General features: G+C 61.0%; 13 protein-coding genes and 1 pseudogene. 9 read left to right on the forward strand and 5 right to left on the reverse strand.

From position 1 onward, the window contains the following. Positions 1-173 precede the first annotated feature (173 nt). Complete coding sequence (locus B0E42_RS14385; protein WP_018604499.1) at positions 174-1,799, reverse strand: ABC transporter substrate-binding protein; 1,626 nt, start codon at positions 1,797-1,799, stop codon at positions 174-176. A 341-nt stretch (positions 1,800-2,140) separates the two neighbouring features. Next, positions 2,141-2,334: pseudogene (locus B0E42_RS31770) on the reverse strand (ABC transporter substrate-binding protein); the annotation flags it as partial. Between the two features lie 312 nt (positions 2,335-2,646). Between B0E42_RS31770 and B0E42_RS31150 the strand changes: the two are divergent. After that, positions 2,647-2,850 carry a nucleoid-structuring protein H-NS gene (locus B0E42_RS31150; RefSeq protein WP_156331379.1) on the forward strand — a complete coding sequence of 68 codons (204 nt, stop codon included), beginning with the start codon at positions 2,647-2,649 and terminating at the stop codon, positions 2,848-2,850. A 333-nt stretch (positions 2,851-3,183) separates the two neighbouring features. Here the strand turns inward: B0E42_RS31150 and B0E42_RS30215 are convergent, their stop codons facing one another. Continuing rightward, complete coding sequence (locus B0E42_RS30215) at positions 3,184-3,351, reverse strand: nucleoid-structuring protein H-NS (RefSeq protein WP_139353156.1); 168 nt, start codon at positions 3,349-3,351, stop codon at positions 3,184-3,186. 240 nt (positions 3,352-3,591) lie between these two features. Then, positions 3,592-4,317, reverse strand: coding sequence for an SIMPL domain-containing protein (locus B0E42_RS14395; RefSeq protein WP_077506699.1), 726 nt, complete (start codon positions 4,315-4,317; stop codon positions 3,592-3,594). Between the two features lie 364 nt (positions 4,318-4,681). Here B0E42_RS14395 and B0E42_RS14400 point away from each other — a divergent pair, with 364 nt between their 5' ends. From B0E42_RS14400 to B0E42_RS14415, 4 genes are all read left to right on the forward strand, one after another. Beyond that, positions 4,682-5,941: an ATP-binding protein gene (locus tag B0E42_RS14400; protein WP_018601873.1), complete on the forward strand. Its 1,260-nt coding sequence runs from the start codon at positions 4,682-4,684 to the stop codon at positions 5,939-5,941. Beyond that, the gene (locus B0E42_RS14405; RefSeq protein WP_003177957.1) at positions 5,938-6,498 is read left to right on the forward strand and encodes a response regulator transcription factor; all 561 of its coding nucleotides are present in this window, start codon (positions 5,938-5,940) and stop codon (positions 6,496-6,498) included. The genes B0E42_RS14400 and B0E42_RS14405 overlap by 4 nt, the downstream gene beginning before the upstream one ends. A gap of 92 nt (positions 6,499-6,590) precedes the next feature. Further along, positions 6,591-8,318 carry an ABC transporter ATP-binding protein/permease gene (locus B0E42_RS14410; RefSeq protein ID WP_053179958.1) on the forward strand — a complete coding sequence of 576 codons (1,728 nt, stop codon included), beginning with the start codon at positions 6,591-6,593 and terminating at the stop codon, positions 8,316-8,318. Between the two features lie 144 nt (positions 8,319-8,462). Then, positions 8,463-9,209, forward strand: coding sequence for a FadR/GntR family transcriptional regulator (locus tag B0E42_RS14415; RefSeq protein ID WP_018601868.1), 747 nt, complete (start codon positions 8,463-8,465; stop codon positions 9,207-9,209). 226 nt (positions 9,210-9,435) lie between these two features. On the opposite strand, the gene B0E42_RS14420 is transcribed toward B0E42_RS14415, so the two are convergent. Beyond that, on the reverse strand, positions 9,436-9,789 hold the full coding sequence (locus B0E42_RS14420; protein WP_077506700.1) for a hypothetical protein: 354 nt from the start codon (positions 9,787-9,789) through the stop codon (positions 9,436-9,438). A 368-nt stretch (positions 9,790-10,157) separates the two neighbouring features. Here B0E42_RS14420 and kdgD point away from each other — a divergent pair, with 368 nt between their 5' ends. From kdgD to garD, 4 genes are all read left to right on the forward strand, one after another. Further along, positions 10,158-11,069 (forward strand): 5-dehydro-4-deoxyglucarate dehydratase, encoded by a 912-nt coding sequence (kdgD, locus tag B0E42_RS14425; protein WP_003177964.1) that lies wholly within the window; start codon positions 10,158-10,160, stop codon positions 11,067-11,069. Positions 11,070-11,197: 128 nt separating this feature from the next. Continuing rightward, complete coding sequence (locus B0E42_RS14430; protein ID WP_018601859.1) at positions 11,198-12,643, forward strand: aldehyde dehydrogenase family protein; 1,446 nt, start codon at positions 11,198-11,200, stop codon at positions 12,641-12,643. Between the two features lie 84 nt (positions 12,644-12,727). Then, the gene (locus B0E42_RS14435) at positions 12,728-14,098 is read left to right on the forward strand and encodes an MFS transporter (protein WP_077506701.1); all 1,371 of its coding nucleotides are present in this window, start codon (positions 12,728-12,730) and stop codon (positions 14,096-14,098) included. 12 nt (positions 14,099-14,110) lie between these two features. Further along, positions 14,111-15,664: a galactarate dehydratase gene (gene garD, locus B0E42_RS14440; protein WP_077506702.1), complete on the forward strand. Its 1,554-nt coding sequence runs from the start codon at positions 14,111-14,113 to the stop codon at positions 15,662-15,664. Positions 15,665-15,821 lie beyond the last annotated feature (157 nt).

Consider the following 15,821-nt stretch of genomic DNA (forward strand, 5'->3'; position numbering starts at 1 on the left):
TTTTGGATGTAGGCGATTTCCTGAGTCTTGGCTTAAAGCAACGGCATGCCGTGGGAGCGAGCCCTGCTCGCGATGGTGTTGTTGGTACACCGCCATCGCGCTTAAAAAGGAGCCGCTACGCCCGAAGCGTCGGACCGGCCCAGCGGGAGCAAGCTCCCTCGCCACAGGTCACCTTATTTGCTGACGCTGACGCCGTAGAAGGAGTTCAAGCCAAATGGGCTGATCTTGAAATCCTGCACGTTGGCGCGCATGGGTTGATACACCGTCGAGTGAGCGATAGGTGTCATTGGCACGGCGTCCTTGAGGACGTGTTGTGCCTGTTTGTACAGTTCGGTGCGCTTGGACTGGTCGGAGGTGCGCTTGGCTTGCTTGACCAGATCGTCGAATTTCTTGTCGCACCATTTGGAGAAGTTGTTGCCGGCCAGCGAGTCGCAGCCAAACAGCACGTTGAGCCAGTTGTCCGGGTCACCGTTATCACCGCTCCAGCCGATGATCATCGCCTGGTTCTCGCCGCCTTTGGAACGCTTGATGTACTCGCCCCATTCGTAGCTGACGATGTTGACGTTCAGGCCGATTTTCTTCCAGTCGGACTGCAGCATCTCGGCCATCAATTTCGCGTTCGGGTTGTATGGACGCTGCACCGGCATCGCCCACAGGGTGATGTTGGTGCCTTCCTTGACGCCGGCTTCCTTGAGCAGCGCCTTGGCTTTCTCAGGGTCGTACTTGGCGTCCTTGATGGTGGTGTCGTAGGACCATTGGGTTGGCGGCATGGCGTTGACGGCCAACTGGCCGGCGCCCTGGTACACCGAGTCGATGATCTGCGGCTTGTTGACCGCCATGTCCAGCGCCTGGCGGACTTTCAGGTCAGCCAGCACGTTCGGCTCGTTGCTGCCCTTGATCTTGTCCATCACGTTATAGGCGATGTAGCCCAGGTTGAAACCCGCCTGGTCAGGCATCTTCAGCGTTTTATCTTCCTTCAGGGCCTTGAGGTCGGCCGGGCGTGGGAAGAGGGTGATCTGGCATTCGTTTTTCTTGAGTTTCTGCATGCGCACCGACGGGTCGGTGGTGATGGCGAAGATCAGGTTGTCGATCTTCACGTCGTCAGGTATCCAGTAGTCCTTGTTCCCGGTGTAGCGGATGTTGGAGTCTTTCTGGTAGCTCTTGAACACGAACGGGCCGGTGCCGACTGGCTTCTGGTTGATGTCGGAGGCCTTGCCTTCCTTGAGCAACTGGGCGGCGTATTCGGCGGACTGGATCGAGGCGAAGCTCATCGCCATGTTCTGGATGAACGCGGCGTCGACATCCTTGAGGGTGAACTTGACAGTGTGGTCGTCGACTTTATCGATCTTGGTGATGTTGGTGTCCATCCCCATGTCGGTGAAGTACGGGAACTCGGTCGGGTAGGCCTTACGGAACGGGTCATCCTTGCTGATCATGCGATTGAAGGTGAACAGCACGTCGTCGGCGTTGAATTCGCGGGTCGGCTTGAAGTACGGGGTGGTGTGGAACTTGACGCCTTCACGCAGATGGAAGGTGTAGGTCAGGCCGTCTTCGGAAATATCCCACTTGTTCGCCAGGCCAGGAATCACGGCGGTGCCGCCACGTTCGAACTGGGTCAGGCGGTTGAACATGGTCTCTGCAGAGGCGTCGAAGTCGGTTCCGGTGGTGTACTGACCAGGGTCAAAACCGGCCGGGCTCCCTTCGGAGCAGAACACCAGGTTAGTCGCGGCTTGGGCGAAAGGTGCGCTGGCTAATAAGCTTGCGCCGACTAAAAACGGAATGACCGCTTGTTTAAGCATGTTGGCCTCATGATTTGTTGTCATTTTTGGATTTGAGGGCGACCTCGTGAGTCGTCCTGCGGATACTTATGCAGGCCCCATACCCAATGCAAGATCCAGAGCGGCCACAAGCCCGAAACAGTGGCACGAACGTACCTTAATGTCGCATCTGTGTAACTTTCGACGCATTTGATCGTTTGCGCGTGTTTTTTCGAGGTAAATAGCGCTCTTTTCGGGGGCGTTTTTCGGCTGTAGTGCACCGGGAATGGGCGGGTGTTACCTCTTAAAACCCGCGCCGTAGAGGGGTATTAGGACCATGGGCTGAGTTTGAAATCCCTGTTTATCGTTCCAGTCAGTTGTCGGTTATCGGGGGGGCAGATGTAAATCATTGCAGCATGTTCGCCATTTTTTGCGCGCTTGATGTGCTTGCTTCATTCATGCTGACGATGGTCTTGATCCAATTCTGCTGGAGCATTTGTGCTGGCATTCGTGCGTTAGGGTGGGATGTGCGTTGCACCGTCATTGCCCATACGTTGAGGGTGGTACTCGGCGCAACCTGCGGTTTTCCTGGGTGGCGCCTTGTTGTTTCGGGGGCGAGGCTGTCTCTCCCGGCCGTACCCCCGTCAAGTCTGTGGGAGCAAAGCTTGCTCGCGAGGCGGCCTAATAGCCGACCTGTTTCTCCCGGTTGTACTTCGATCAACCTGTGGGAGCGAGCTTGCTCGCGATGGCGGCCTGACAGCCGGTCAGGGTTTTGTTGGCTGAGTACATATCCATTGCTGCGGTAACGGCTGCTTAGGGTTCCGCCCTGACGGCGGCTCACTTTTGAGAAGCCCGGGAGCCGGCCCAGTCAAAAGTAAGCAAAACGCTCTTGCCCCACCACTCGGTGCCTCGCCTAGGCTCGGCATGCCCGAACGAAGGCATTGCTCCGTGGGCCCGCCGCGAAGGGCCATCCATGGCCCAGCGCGGCTATCCCGGCATCCATGCCGGGATGCCCACTCCACAATGCCTGCGTTCGGCCATCGTGGTTAACGGGGCGCCCGAGATCAACGTCCACGCCGAGGCGGCCTTATAGCCGACCTGGCTCATGCAGCTGTACCCCAACCAGACTTGTGTGAGCAGAATCTGTGGGAGCAAAGCTTGCTCGCGAGGCGGCCTTATAGCCGACCTGGCTCATGCAGCTGTACCCCAACCAGACTTGTGTGAGCAGGACCTGTGGGAGCAAAGCTTGCTCGCGAGGCGGCCTTACAGCCGGTCTGTTTCTTCGGCTGTCCCCAACCCAAATTGTGGGAGCGAGTTTGCTCGCGATGAGGCCAGTAAGCTCAACATGCATGTGACTGAACCACCGCCATCGCGAGCAAGCTTTGCTCCCACAGGAGAAGCGCGGTCTCACCAAGAGCCAGGTCGGCTATAAGGCCGCCTCGCGGTGGACGTTGATCTCGGGCGCCCCGTTAACCACGATGGCCGAACGCAGGCATTGATCCGTGGGCACCTCGGCATGGATGCCGAGGTAGCCGCGCTGGGCCATGGATGGCCCTTCGCGGCGGCCCACGGAGCAATGCCGGAGTGAGGGCACACCGAGCCTAAGCGAGGTGCCGAGTGGTGGGGCTGAAGCGCTTTGGTTACTTTCGCGCTTTTCGAAAGTGACCCGCCGTAAGGGCGGAACCATTAGTCGCCGTCACAAAAAAAAGGATATACACACATCTCTGAAAAGGTGCCGCTGCGCAGCCTAGCGGGAGCAAGCTCCCTCGCCACGAGAGTTTTGTCGCTCGGCTTCGGTGGTTCAGTCAGTGACTGGCTGAACCACCGCCGATCATCACTGCATCAACACCTCAACCACCCCATCCGCCGTCATCGTCACCTGGCTGGTGCCCGCTTCAACTTCCGGCGTCACCGACTCAGCATCCATGGACGCCGCTTTCATCATCATCTGCGGGCGCATGTACGGTTGTGGATAACCGTTGGTGTTGAAGTTCAGGTTGACGATTTTGTAACCCTTGCCGCCCAGGGCGTCGGTGGCCAGTTGGGCGCGGGCCTTGAAGGCGTTGACGGCGTCCTTGAGCAGGGCGTCTTCGCTGGTCTTGCGGGTGGCGGTGGCGATGGTGAAGTCCATGCCGGCCATTTTCATATCAGCAAGCAGTTCACCGGTGAGTTTGGACAGGGCGGCGAAGTCGGCGCTTTCCAGGCGCAGTTCGGCGCGTTCGCGCCAGCCGGTGATTTTCCCGCCTTTGTTGTCGTAGATCGGGTAGCTGTTGCGGCTGCCTTGGCGCAGGTTGATGGCCTTGACCTCTTTGGCCTGGCCGATGGCTTTGTTCAGCGTGGTGCTGACGGCGGCGGCGAGTTTGGCCGGGTCGGTGTTCTGTTCTTCGGTGTAGAGGGTGACGATCATCAGGTCGCGGGCCACTTCCTGGCTGGCTTCGGCGCGCAGGGAAATCTGGTTGTAGTGCAGCTCATCGGCGGCCAGGGCCGGCAGGCTGGCGACGGTGCCGAGGCTGAGGGCGAGCAGGGCGAGCAGGGCGGCGGGGCGACTGAACGTGTGCATGAAAGCTCCTTGGGATGATGTGCAGGGGTGAGGTCCGGGCCTGCGTGAACGTTAAGACTCTAGCTTTTATGGGTGGGTTCGCACAGTTACAACTTCTATACAGATCATGCACGGTGAAAGGCTTTCTGTGGCGAGGGGATTTATCCCCGCTGTGGGAGCAAAGCTTGCTCGCGAAAGGGCACCTTCCTCTATGGAAGACCGCAGCGCCTTCATCGCGGGCAAGCCTTGCTCCCACAGTATCCCCTCGCCACAAGGGCATGCAGCGAGGCTGGAGGCTGTGGCGCTTTGCCGCAGATCTGCCGCTGCAAGCCGCGCCTTGGTTATACTCCGTTCGATCCGCCTGGAGCGCTCATCAGGAGAGCTCATGCTCGCCCCTTTGCAAATGACATCCGCCTCTCGCCAGAACCTCTGGCGCCTGACATTCATCCGCATTCTGGTCCTGGCGGCCCAGGCTGGGTCCGTTGGGCTCGCCTATTGGTTCGACCTGCTGCCGCTGCCCTGGCTGCAATTGGCGATCACCCTGGTCTGTTCCAGCGTGCTCTGTGCGCTGACGGCGATTCGCCTGCGCACCTCGTGGCCGGTGACCGAGCTGGAATACGCCGTGCAACTGGCCGGCGACCTGTTTATCCACAGTGCGCTGCTGTATTTCTCTGGCGGTTCCACCAACCCCTTCGTCTCCTATTACCTGGTGCCACTGACCATCGCCGCGGTGACGTTGCCGTGGCGCTATTCGCTGATTCTTTCCGGTATCGCCCTGGCGCTGTACACCTTGCTGCTGGCGCGCTTCTATCCGCTGGAAACCTTCCCCATCGCCCGGGAAAACCTGCAGATCTACGGCATGTGGCTGAGTTTCGCCCTGGCCGCGGGGGTCATCACGTTTTTTGCCGCGCGCATGGCCGAGGAGCTGCGCCGCCAGGAAGAGCTGCGGGCCATCCGTCGTGAAGAGGGCTTGCGGGACGAGCAATTGCTGGCCGTGGCGACCCAGGCCGCCGGCGCCGCTCACGAATTGGGCACGCCGCTGGCGACCATGAGTGTGCTGCTCAAGGAGATGCGCCAGGATCACCACGACCCGGCGCTGCAGGATGATCTCAGCGTGCTGCAGGACCAGGTCAAGCTGTGCAAGGAAACCCTGCAATACCTGGTGCGTGCGGCCGAGGCCAATCGCCGGCTGGCCATCGACATGCAAGACGTCACCGATTGGCTCGACGAAGCGCTGAACCGCTGGCACCTGATGCGCCCGGAAGCCAGTTATCGCTTCCAGCGCCTGGGCCAGGGGGCGGTTCCGCGCATGGCGCCGCCGCCGGACCTGACCCAGGCGCTGCTGAACCTGCTCAACAACGCCGCCGATGCTTGCCCCGAAGGGCTGGAAGTGGCGTTGGACTGGAATGTCTATGATCTGACCATCAGTATTCGCGACCATGGCGCCGGTGTGCCGCTGGCGATTGCCGAGCAGATCGGCAAACCGTTCTATACCACCAAGGGCAAAGGTTTCGGCCTGGGCCTGTTTTTGAGCAAAGCCAGCGTGACACGCGCCGGCGGCTCGGTGAAACTCTACCCCCATGAGGAAGGCGGCACGCTCACCGAGCTGCGCCTGCCCCATGCCGACCGAGGAGACGAAACATGAGTGACGAGATCCAAGTCGACGGCGAAGAGCTGCCGCACCTGTTGCTGGTAGATGACGACGCCACGTTTACCCGCGTCATGGCCCGCGCCATGTCCCGTCGCGGTTTTCGCGTCAGCACCGCAGGTTCTGCCGAAGAAGGCCTGACCATCGCCCAGGCCGACCTGCCGGACTACGCCGCCCTGGACCTGAAAATGGACGGCGATTCGGGCCTGGTGCTGCTGCCCAAGCTGCTGGAGCTGGACCCGGAGATGCGCGTGGTGATCCTCACCGGTTACTCGAGCATCGCCACCGCGGTCGAGGCCATCAAGCGCGGTGCCTGCAATTACCTGTGCAAACCGGCGGATGCCGATGATGTACTGGCGGCGTTGTTGTCCGAGCACGCCGACCTCGACACCCTGGTGCCGGAAAACCCCATGTCGGTGGATCGCCTGCAATGGGAGCACATCCAGCGGGTGCTGACCGAGCACGAAGGCAATATCTCCGCCACGGCCCGCGCCCTGGGCATGCACCGGCGGACCTTGCAGCGCAAATTGCAAAAGCGTCCCGTGCGTCGCTGAACCTGCGCTGAACGAATGCTGTCCACCCTCGCGACACCTCGGGCCGTTGCTTTATGATCGGCCCGAGTTCTTTTCCCTATTGAGCCTTAACCATGAATCAGAACGCTGAATATTCCGCGGTCAATGACGCGGTGCGCGGGCAGTTTTTCCGCCGTGTCTGGCAAATGACCACGCCGTACTGGCGCAGTGAGGAGAAGGGCAAGGCCTGGACGCTGTTGATCGCCGTGATCGCGCTGTCGCTGTTCAGCGTGGCGATTTCGGTGTGGATCAACAGTTGGTACAAGGATTTCTACAACGCCCTGCAAGAGAAGGACAGCGCGGCGTTCTGGCAATTGATCCTGTATTTCTGCGGCATCGCGGCGGTGGCGATCCTCGGCGCGGTCTATCGCTTGTACCTCACGCAGATGCTGACCATTCGCTGGCGGGCCTGGCTGACCGAGCAGCATTTTGCCCGTTGGCTCAATGACAAGAACTATTACCGACTGGAGCAGGGCGGTTATACCGATAACCCGGACCAGCGGATTTCCGAAGACCTCAACAGTTTTACCAGCAATACCCTGAGCCTGGGCCTGGGGTTGCTGCGTACCGTGGTCAGCCTGGTGTCGTTCTCGATCATTTTGTGGGGCGTGTCAGGCAGCATCGAGGTGTTCGGCTACACCATCCCTGGCTACATGTTCTGGTGTGCGCTGGTATATGCGGCGGTGGGCAGTTGGCTGACGCACCTGATCGGCCGTCGCCTGATCGGTCTGAACAACAACCAGCAACGCTTCGAAGCGGACCTGCGTTTCTCCATGGTCCGGGTGCGCGAAAACGCCGAGAGCATTGCCCTGTACAACGGCGAACCGAACGAAAACCGTCGCTTGAGCGGGCGTTTTGGCCTGGTCTGGCATAACTTCTGGGACATCATGCGGGTGTCCAAGCGCCTGACGTTCTTCACCTCCGGCTATGGCCAGATCGCGATCATCTTCCCGTTCATCGTCGCCGCACCGCGCTACTTCGCCGGCAAGATCCAACTGGGCGAGCTCATGCAGATCAACTCGGCCTTCGGCAATGTGCAGGAGAACTTCAGCTGGTTCATCAGCGCCTACGCCGACCTCGCCGCGTGGCGCGCCACCTGCGATCGTCTGCTGAGTTTCCGCCAGGCCATGAGCGACAACGAAGACCGTGTGCCGGCCATCGATGTGCAAAACCAGGGTGATGGGTTGAAGGTTCATCACCTGGGGCTGGACCTGGCCGACGGTCGCCATCTGCTCGATAACGCCGACATGACCGTGGAGCCGGGCGAGCGGGTGATGCTCAGTGGCCGTTCAGGCAGCGGTAAATCGACCCTGCTGCGCGCGATGGGGCACTTGTGGCCGGCGGGGCACGGGACGATCCGGCTTCCGGCCGCGCGTTACCTGTTCCTGCCGCAGAAGCCTTATCTGCCGATTGGCAGCCTGCGTGAGGTATTGAGTTATCCACAGGCCGGCGATATCTACCCCAACGAACGTTATGCACAGGTGCTGGAAACCTGCCGCCTGCCGCACCTGATCTCGCGGCTGGATGAGAGTAACCACTGGCAACGCATGCTCTCGCCCGGCGAGCAACAACGCCTGGCGTTTGCCCGGGCATTGCTTTATGCGCCGCAATGGTTGTACATGGACGAAGCCACGTCGGCGATGGATGAAGAAGACGAAGCAACGCTGTACCAGGCGCTGATCGACCAGTTGCCGGGCCTGAGCATCGTCAGCGTCGGCCACCGAAGCAGTTTGAAACGTTTCCACCCGCGACATGTGCGTATCGAAAATGGCCAACTGGTGGAGCGCACCGTAACCGCATAAACACCACAAAACCTGTGGGAGCGAGCCTGCTCGCGATGAAGCCGACTCGGTGTCAGCACCCGACTCGCCACTGCTCCCACGGTGATCGTACAACCACGTTGCGCTATGATGTTGCCATTCAGCCGTTTACCGAGACACAGCCCCATGGAAAACCCGATCGACGTACCACGCTTTCCCCGCAAGCGCCGCAGCCTGGCGCAGGAGCTGGTGACGGTGTTGACCGAGCAGATTCGCGACGGCCTGCTCAAGCGTGGCGATAAATTGCCCACCGAGTCGGCGATCATGGAAGCCCATGGCGTCAGCCGTACGGTGGTGCGCGAGGCGATTTCCCGCTTGCAGGCGGCCGGCCAGGTGGAAACCCGCCATGGCATCGGCACCTTCGTGCTGGACACGCCGAGCCCGAGCGGTTTTCGCATCGACCCGGCCACCGTGGTCACCTTGCGTGACGTGCTGGCGATCCTGGAATTGCGCATCAGCCTGGAAGTGGAGTCCGCCGGGCTGGCGGCGCAGCGCCGCAGCGACGAGCAACTGGCCGCCATGCGCGCCGCCCTCGACGCCTTGAACGAAAGCGCCGCCCACGCCAGCGATGCGGTGGCCTCGGACTTCGCCTTCCACCTGGAAATCGCCCTGTCCACCGGCAACCGCTACTTCACCGACATCATGACCCACCTGGGCACCAGCATCATTCCGCGTACCCGGGTGAACTCGGCGCGCCTGGCCCACGATGACCAGCAGCGCTACATGAACCGCCTGAGCCGTGAGCACGAGGAGATCTACGACGCCATCGCCCGCCAGGACTCCGAGGCGGCCCGTGCGGCCATGCGCTTGCACCTGACCAACAGCCGCGAAAGGCTGCGCCAGGCCCATGAAGAGGCGCAGGCGCAGGGCTAGCTGCTGTCAGTTGAGATGAGGTGAGTCGCTGTTTCTGTGGCGAGGGGATTTATCCCCGCTGGGGTGCGAAGCAGCCCCACACTGACGCCTCTGTGTGTCAGATCGGATTGAGTCACCGCCTCTGGGGTTGCTGTGCAACCCAGCGGGGATAAATCCCCTCGCCACAGGGGAGCGGTGTCCGGCTTTGTATCTGTGTGCCCGTCTGACGAGTCGTAGGCGCGTGGTCCTACGCGTTGACCCGCAACATTTGCGGATCGGATGTATCGGGATCCCAGCTCTCGTAACTAACCTCGTAACGAAGCTCAACCAATTTGCCGAGGTAAGCGGTCAACTCGGCGTTGGTTACAGTCACTGTCACATCCTTGCGCGGCGTACCTTCTTCGCCCTCGGTCAGAGGTGTAAACGCGCCTGCCGGAGTAGGAGGCGTCGAGCCGACGCCCAAAGTCAGTTGGGCGTTCGAGTACGGTGCGAAAGCTGTATCCGGAATCTTCACGATTAACGTCGTTGTCTTTGACAGGCTGATTGTGATTTCCCCTGCGGTTGGAAAATCCTTGAGCGTGGGTTTCGCATACGTCGTCATGATGTCACTCCCTGTGAGGCCGCCCTGATCGTCGCGTACGGGCGGCTCACTTAAAAGATTGTGAGGACTACGGCCGTGCCCAGCACAGCCATGCCTGGGTTATGCCCCCTTGCCCTGACGACGCCTACTGGCAAAGTTGACAGTGACGACGAGCGGTCCTGATGCTCGGGCGGCAAGTTTCATCCGTCTTCCAATCCCGCTCAAACCCCCGATTTACAAGGCTTCACGACAAACGCCCCGGTCCTGACCCCCGACAAAAGACGAAATGCAGTTGACGTTCATATTTTAAGTTGTACGATGACCTACAACTTCACGTGAAGCTGAACCGTTTCCTACAACACATCATTTGCGTCCAGGGTGTTCGAATAATGAATCCACAAGAACTGAAGTCCATCCTCTCGTCTGGCCTGCTGTCGTTCCCGGTCACCGACTTTACTGCCCAAGGCGATTTCAATCGCGACAGCTACATCAAGCGCCTCGAGTGGCTGGCCCCGTATGGCGCCTCTGCTTTGTTCGCGGCGGGCGGCACCGGTGAATTCTTCTCCCTGGCCGCCAGCGAGTATTCCCAAGTCATCAAGACCGCCGTCGATACCTGCGCCACCAGCGTGCCAATCCTTGCCGGTGTCGGCGGTGCTACCCGCCAGGCCATCGAATACGCTCAAGAAGCCGAGCGCCTGGGTGCCAAGGGCCTGTTGCTGCTGCCGCACTACCTGACCGAAGCCAGCCAGGACGGCGTTGCCGCCCACGTTGAAGCCGTGTGCAAATCGGTGAAGATCGGCGTGGTGGTGTACAACCGCAACGTCTGCCGCCTGAACGCCACTTTGCTGGAACAACTGGCCGAGCGCTGCCCGAACCTGATCGGCTACAAGGATGGCCTGGGCGATATCGAACTGATGGTGTCGATCCGTCGCCGCCTCGGCGACCGCTTCAGCTACCTGGGCGGCCTGCCGACCGCTGAAGTCTATGCCGCGGCCTACAAGGCCCTGGGCGTACCGGTCTACTCCTCGGCGGTGTTCAACTTCATCCCGAAAACCGCGATGGATTTCTACCACGCCATTGCCCGCGACGATCACGAGACCGTCGGCAAGATCATCGACGACTTCTTCCTGCCTTACCTGGACATCCGCAACCGCAAGGCCGGTTACGCGGTGAGCATCGTCAAGGCCGGCGCGAAGATCGTTGGTTATGACGCCGGCCCTGTGCGCACCCCGCTGACCGACCTGCTGCCAGAAGAATACGAAGCCCTGGCCGCGCTGATCGACAAGCAAGGCAAGCAGTAACAGACCCGATGAGGCCGCTGAGTAATCAGCGGCTTTTTGCGTAAGGCTTGTCGTTCCCACGCTCTGCGTGGGAATGCCGCCAGGGACGCTCTGCGTCCCCAGATCGCTTTTGTAGAAGGAGTAGCTCCGTGGCAGATTCAAAGCGTTTCGATAACTACATCAACGGTCAGTGGGTGGCCGGTGCCGACTATTGCACCAACATCAACCCGTCTGACTTGTCCGATGTCATCGGTGAATACGCCAAGGCTGACGCAGCGCAAGTCAATGCCGCCATTGAAGCCGCCCGCGCCGCCTTCCCGGCCTGGTCGACCTCGGGCATCCAGGCCCGTCATGATGCGCTGGACAAAGTCGGCAGCGAGATCCTCGCCCGCCGCGAAGAACTCGGCCAATTGCTGGCCCGGGAAGAGGGCAAGACCCTGCCCGAAGCCATCGGCGAAGTGACCCGCGCTGGTAACATTTTCAAATTCTTCGCCGGTGAATGCCTGCGCCTGTCGGGCGATTACGTGCCGTCGGTGCGCCCGGGCGTCAACGTCGAAGTCACCCGCGAAGCCCTCGGTGTGGTCGGCCTGATCACCCCGTGGAACTTCCCGATCGCCATTCCCGCGTGGAAAATCGCCCCGGCCCTGGCCTACGGCAACTGCGTGGTGATCAAACCTGCCGAGTTGGTGCCGGGCTGCGCCTGGGCCCTGGCCGAGATCATCTCCCGCGCCGGTTTCCCGGCCGGTGCGTTCAACCTGGTGATGGGCAGCGGCCGTGTGGTCGGCGAAGTGCTGGTCAACAGCCCGAAAGTCGACGGCATCAGCTTTACCGGTTCGGTGGGCGTGGGCCGGCAGATCGCGGTCAACTGCGTGTCGCGCCAGGCCAAGGTGCAGTTGGAGATGGGCGGCAAGAACCCGCAGATCATCCTCGACGACGCCGACCTCAAGCAGGCCGTCGAGCTGGCGGTACAGAGCGCGTTCTACTCCACCGGCCAGCGTTGCACGGCCTCCAGTCGCCTGATCGTCACCGCCGGCATCCACGACAAGTTCGTCGAGGCCATGGCCGAGCGCATGCAGTCGATCAAGGTCGGCCATGCATTGAAGGCCGGCACCGATATCGGCCCGGTGGTTTCCGAAGCCCAGCTCAGCCAGGACTTGAAGTACATCGACATCGGCCAGAGCGAAGGTGCGCGGTTGGTCAGCGGTGGCGGCCTGGTGACGTGCGACACCGAAGGTTACTTCCTGGCACCGACCCTGTTCGCCGACAGCGAAGCCTCGATGCGCATCAGCCGCGAAGAGATCTTCGGCCCGGTGGCCAACGTCGTGCGCGTGGCCGACTACGAGGCGGCGCTGGCGATGGCCAACGACACCGAGTTCGGTCTGTCGGCCGGTATCGCCACCACCTCGTTGAAGTATGCCAACCACTTCAAGCGCCATTCCCAGGCGGGCATGGTGATGGTCAACCTGCCGACCGCCGGCGTGGATTACCACGTGCCGTTCGGCGGGCGCAAAGGTTCGTCCTATGGTTCGCGTGAGCAAGGTCGCTACGCGCAAGAGTTCTACACCGTGGTGAAGACCGCTTACATCGGCTCGTAAACGCAACACCGGCCGGGTTGGATTTCCAGCCCGGCCGTACAATCTGCTGACCCGCATAAAAATAAATAGTGGGAGTACTGTTACATGCAAGCGACCAAGCCGACTCACGTCCGCTATTTGATCCTGCTCATGCTGTTTTTGGTGACAACGATCAACTACGCCGACCGTGCCACCATCGCCATCGCAGGCTCCAGCCTGCAAAAAGACCTCGGCATCGATGCCGTCACCCTCGGTTATATCTTCTCCGCCTTCGGCTGGGCCTACGTGGCCGGGCAGATTCCCGGCGGCTGGCTGCTCGATCGTTTCGGGTCGAAAAAAATCTATGCCTTGAGCATTTTCACCTGGTCGCTGTTCACCGTGCTGCAAGGCTATGTCGGTGAATTCGGCATGTCCACGGCCGTGGTTGCACTGTTCATGCTGCGCTTTCTGGTGGGGTTGGCCGAAGCGCCGTCCTTCCCGGGCAATGCACGGATCGTCGCCGCCTGGTTCCCGACCGCAGAACGCGGCACCGCCTCGGCGATCTTCAACTCGGCGCAGTATTTTGCCACCGTGTTGTTCGCACCGCTGATGGGCTGGATCGTCTACCGTTTCGGCTGGCAGCACGTGTTCATCGTGATGGGCGTGATTGGCATCGTGTTCTCGCTGATCTGGTTGAAAGTGATCTACGGTCCGCGCCAGCACCCGATGATCAACGAGGCCGAGTTCAATCACATCGCCGCCAACGGCGCGATGGTCGACATGGACCAGGACAAGGGCAAGGAAAAGGAAAAGAAAGCCGACGGTCCGAAGTGGGACTACATCCGCCAACTGCTGACCAACCGCATGATGCTCGGCGTGTACTTGGGCCAGTACTGCATCAACGGCATCACCTACTTCTTCCTGACCTGGTTCCCGGTGTACCTGGTGCAGGAACGCGGCATGACCATCCTCAAGGCCGGTTTCATCGCGTCCTTGCCGGCGATCTGCGGTTTTATCGGCGGCGTGCTGGGCGGGGTGATTTCCGATTACCTGCTGCGCAAGGGCCACTCGCTGACCTTCGCCCGCAAGACGCCGATCATCGCCGGCCTGCTGGTGTCCAGCAGTATCGTCGCGTGCAACTACGTCGACATCGAATGGATGGTGGTGGGCTTCATGGCCCTGGCCTTCTTCGGTAAAGGCGTCGGCGCACTGGGCTGGGCCGTGGTCTCCGACACGTCGCCAAAACAGATCGCCGGTTTGAGCGGTGGCCTGTTCAACACCTTTGGCAACCTGGCATCGATCACCACGCCAATCGTCATTGGCTACATCATCAGCTCCACAGGCTCGTTCAAATGGGCACTGGTGTTCGTCGGTTGCAACGCGCTGATGGCGGTGTTCAGCTACCTGGTCATCGTCGGGCCGATCAAGCGTGTGGTGCTCAAGGAACCAACGGCCAAGGATGCCGACATCGCCAGCCTGTCTGAAGCCAAGTCCTGAGGAGCGGCATCAATGCAACTGATTGAACATGCCGATTCGCCCCGTTACATCCGCCTGCATGAGCGGGACAACGTGGTGATCGTCGTCAATGACCAGGGCGTACCGGCCGGGACCGAGTTCCCGGACGGCCTGGTCACCGTCGACTTCGTACCGCAGAGTCACAAGGTCACCCTGGTGGACATTCCCGAGGGAGGCGAGGTGATTCGCTACGGCCAGGTCATTGGCTACGCGCTGCAAGAGATCCCTCGCGGCAGTTGGGTCAAGGAAGACCAGTTGCGCATGCCCACCGCGCCGCCGCTGGACAGCTTGCCGCTGTCCACTGATGTGCCGGTGGCCGACGCGCCACTGGAGGGCTACACCTTCGAGGGGTATCGCAACGCCGACGGTACCGTCGGCACGCGCAACATCCTGGGCATCACCACCACGGTGCAGTGCGTGACCGGGGTGCTGGACCATGCGGTCAAGCGCATCAAGGATGAGCTGCTGCCCAAGTACCCGAACGTCGATGACGTGGTGGCGCTGACCCACAGCTATGGCTGTGGCGTGGCGATCACTGCCACCGACGCCTACATCCCGATTCGTACCGTGCGCAACCTGGCGCGCAACCCGAACCTGGGGGGCGAGGCACTGGTGATCAGCCTGGGCTGCGAGAAATTGCAGGCCGGGCAGGTGATGCATGAGAACGACAGCTCGGTGGACCTCAGCGAGCCTTGGTTGTATCGCTTGCAGGATTCCAGCCACGGTTTCACCGAAATGATCGAGCAGATCATGGAACTGGCCGAGACCCGCCTGAAGAAACTCGACCAGCGCCGTCGCGAAACCGTACCGGCTTCGGAACTGATCCTGGGCATGCAGTGCGGCGGCAGCGATGCGTTCTCCGGCATCACCGCCAACCCGGCGCTGGGCTACGCCTCGGACCTGTTGCTGCGGGCCGGGGCGACGGTGATGTTCTCCGAAGTCACCGAAGTGCGCGATGCGATCTACCTGCTGACTTCTCGGGCGCAAACCCAGGAAGTGGCCCAGGAACTGGTGCGGGAAATGGACTGGTACGACCGTTACCTGGCCAAGGGCGAGGCTGATCGCAGTGCCAACACCACGCCGGGCAACAAGAAGGGCGGACTGTCGAACATCGTTGAAAAGTCCCTGGGCTCGATCGTCAAGTCCGGCAGCAGCGCGATCAACGGCGTGCTCGGCCCGGGCGAGCGCTTCAAGCAAAAGGGCCTGATCTTCTGCGCCACACCGGCCAGTGACTTTGTCTGCGGCACGCTGCAACTGGCGGCGGGGATGAACCTGCATGTGTTCACCACCGGCCGCGGCACGCCGTACGGCTTGGCCATGGCCCCGGTGGTCAAGGTCTCGACCCGCACCGAACTGGCCCAGCGCTGGCCGGACCTGATCGACATCGACGCCGGCCGGATCGCCACTGGACGGGCGACCATCGAAGAGTTGGGTTGGGAGCTGTTCCACTACTACCTGGACGTGGCCAGCGGCAAGAAACAGACCTGGGCCGAGCGGCACAAGCTGTACAACGACATCACCTTGTTCAACCCGGCGCCGATTACCTGATGACTTCGTGATCGTTGGAGATCCAGTGTGGGAGCGGGCTTGCTCGCGAATGCGGTGGTTCAGCTTGCATTGATGTTGGATGTGCTGCCGTCTTCGCGAGCAAGCCCGCTCCCACAGGGGGATGTGGGGTGAATGTGGATTTTGTGTTCAGCGCAGA

The organism is Pseudomonas sp. A25(2017) (assembly GCF_002001065.1).
Classification (GTDB): Bacteria; Pseudomonadota; Gammaproteobacteria; order Pseudomonadales; family Pseudomonadaceae; genus Aquipseudomonas; species Aquipseudomonas kilonensis.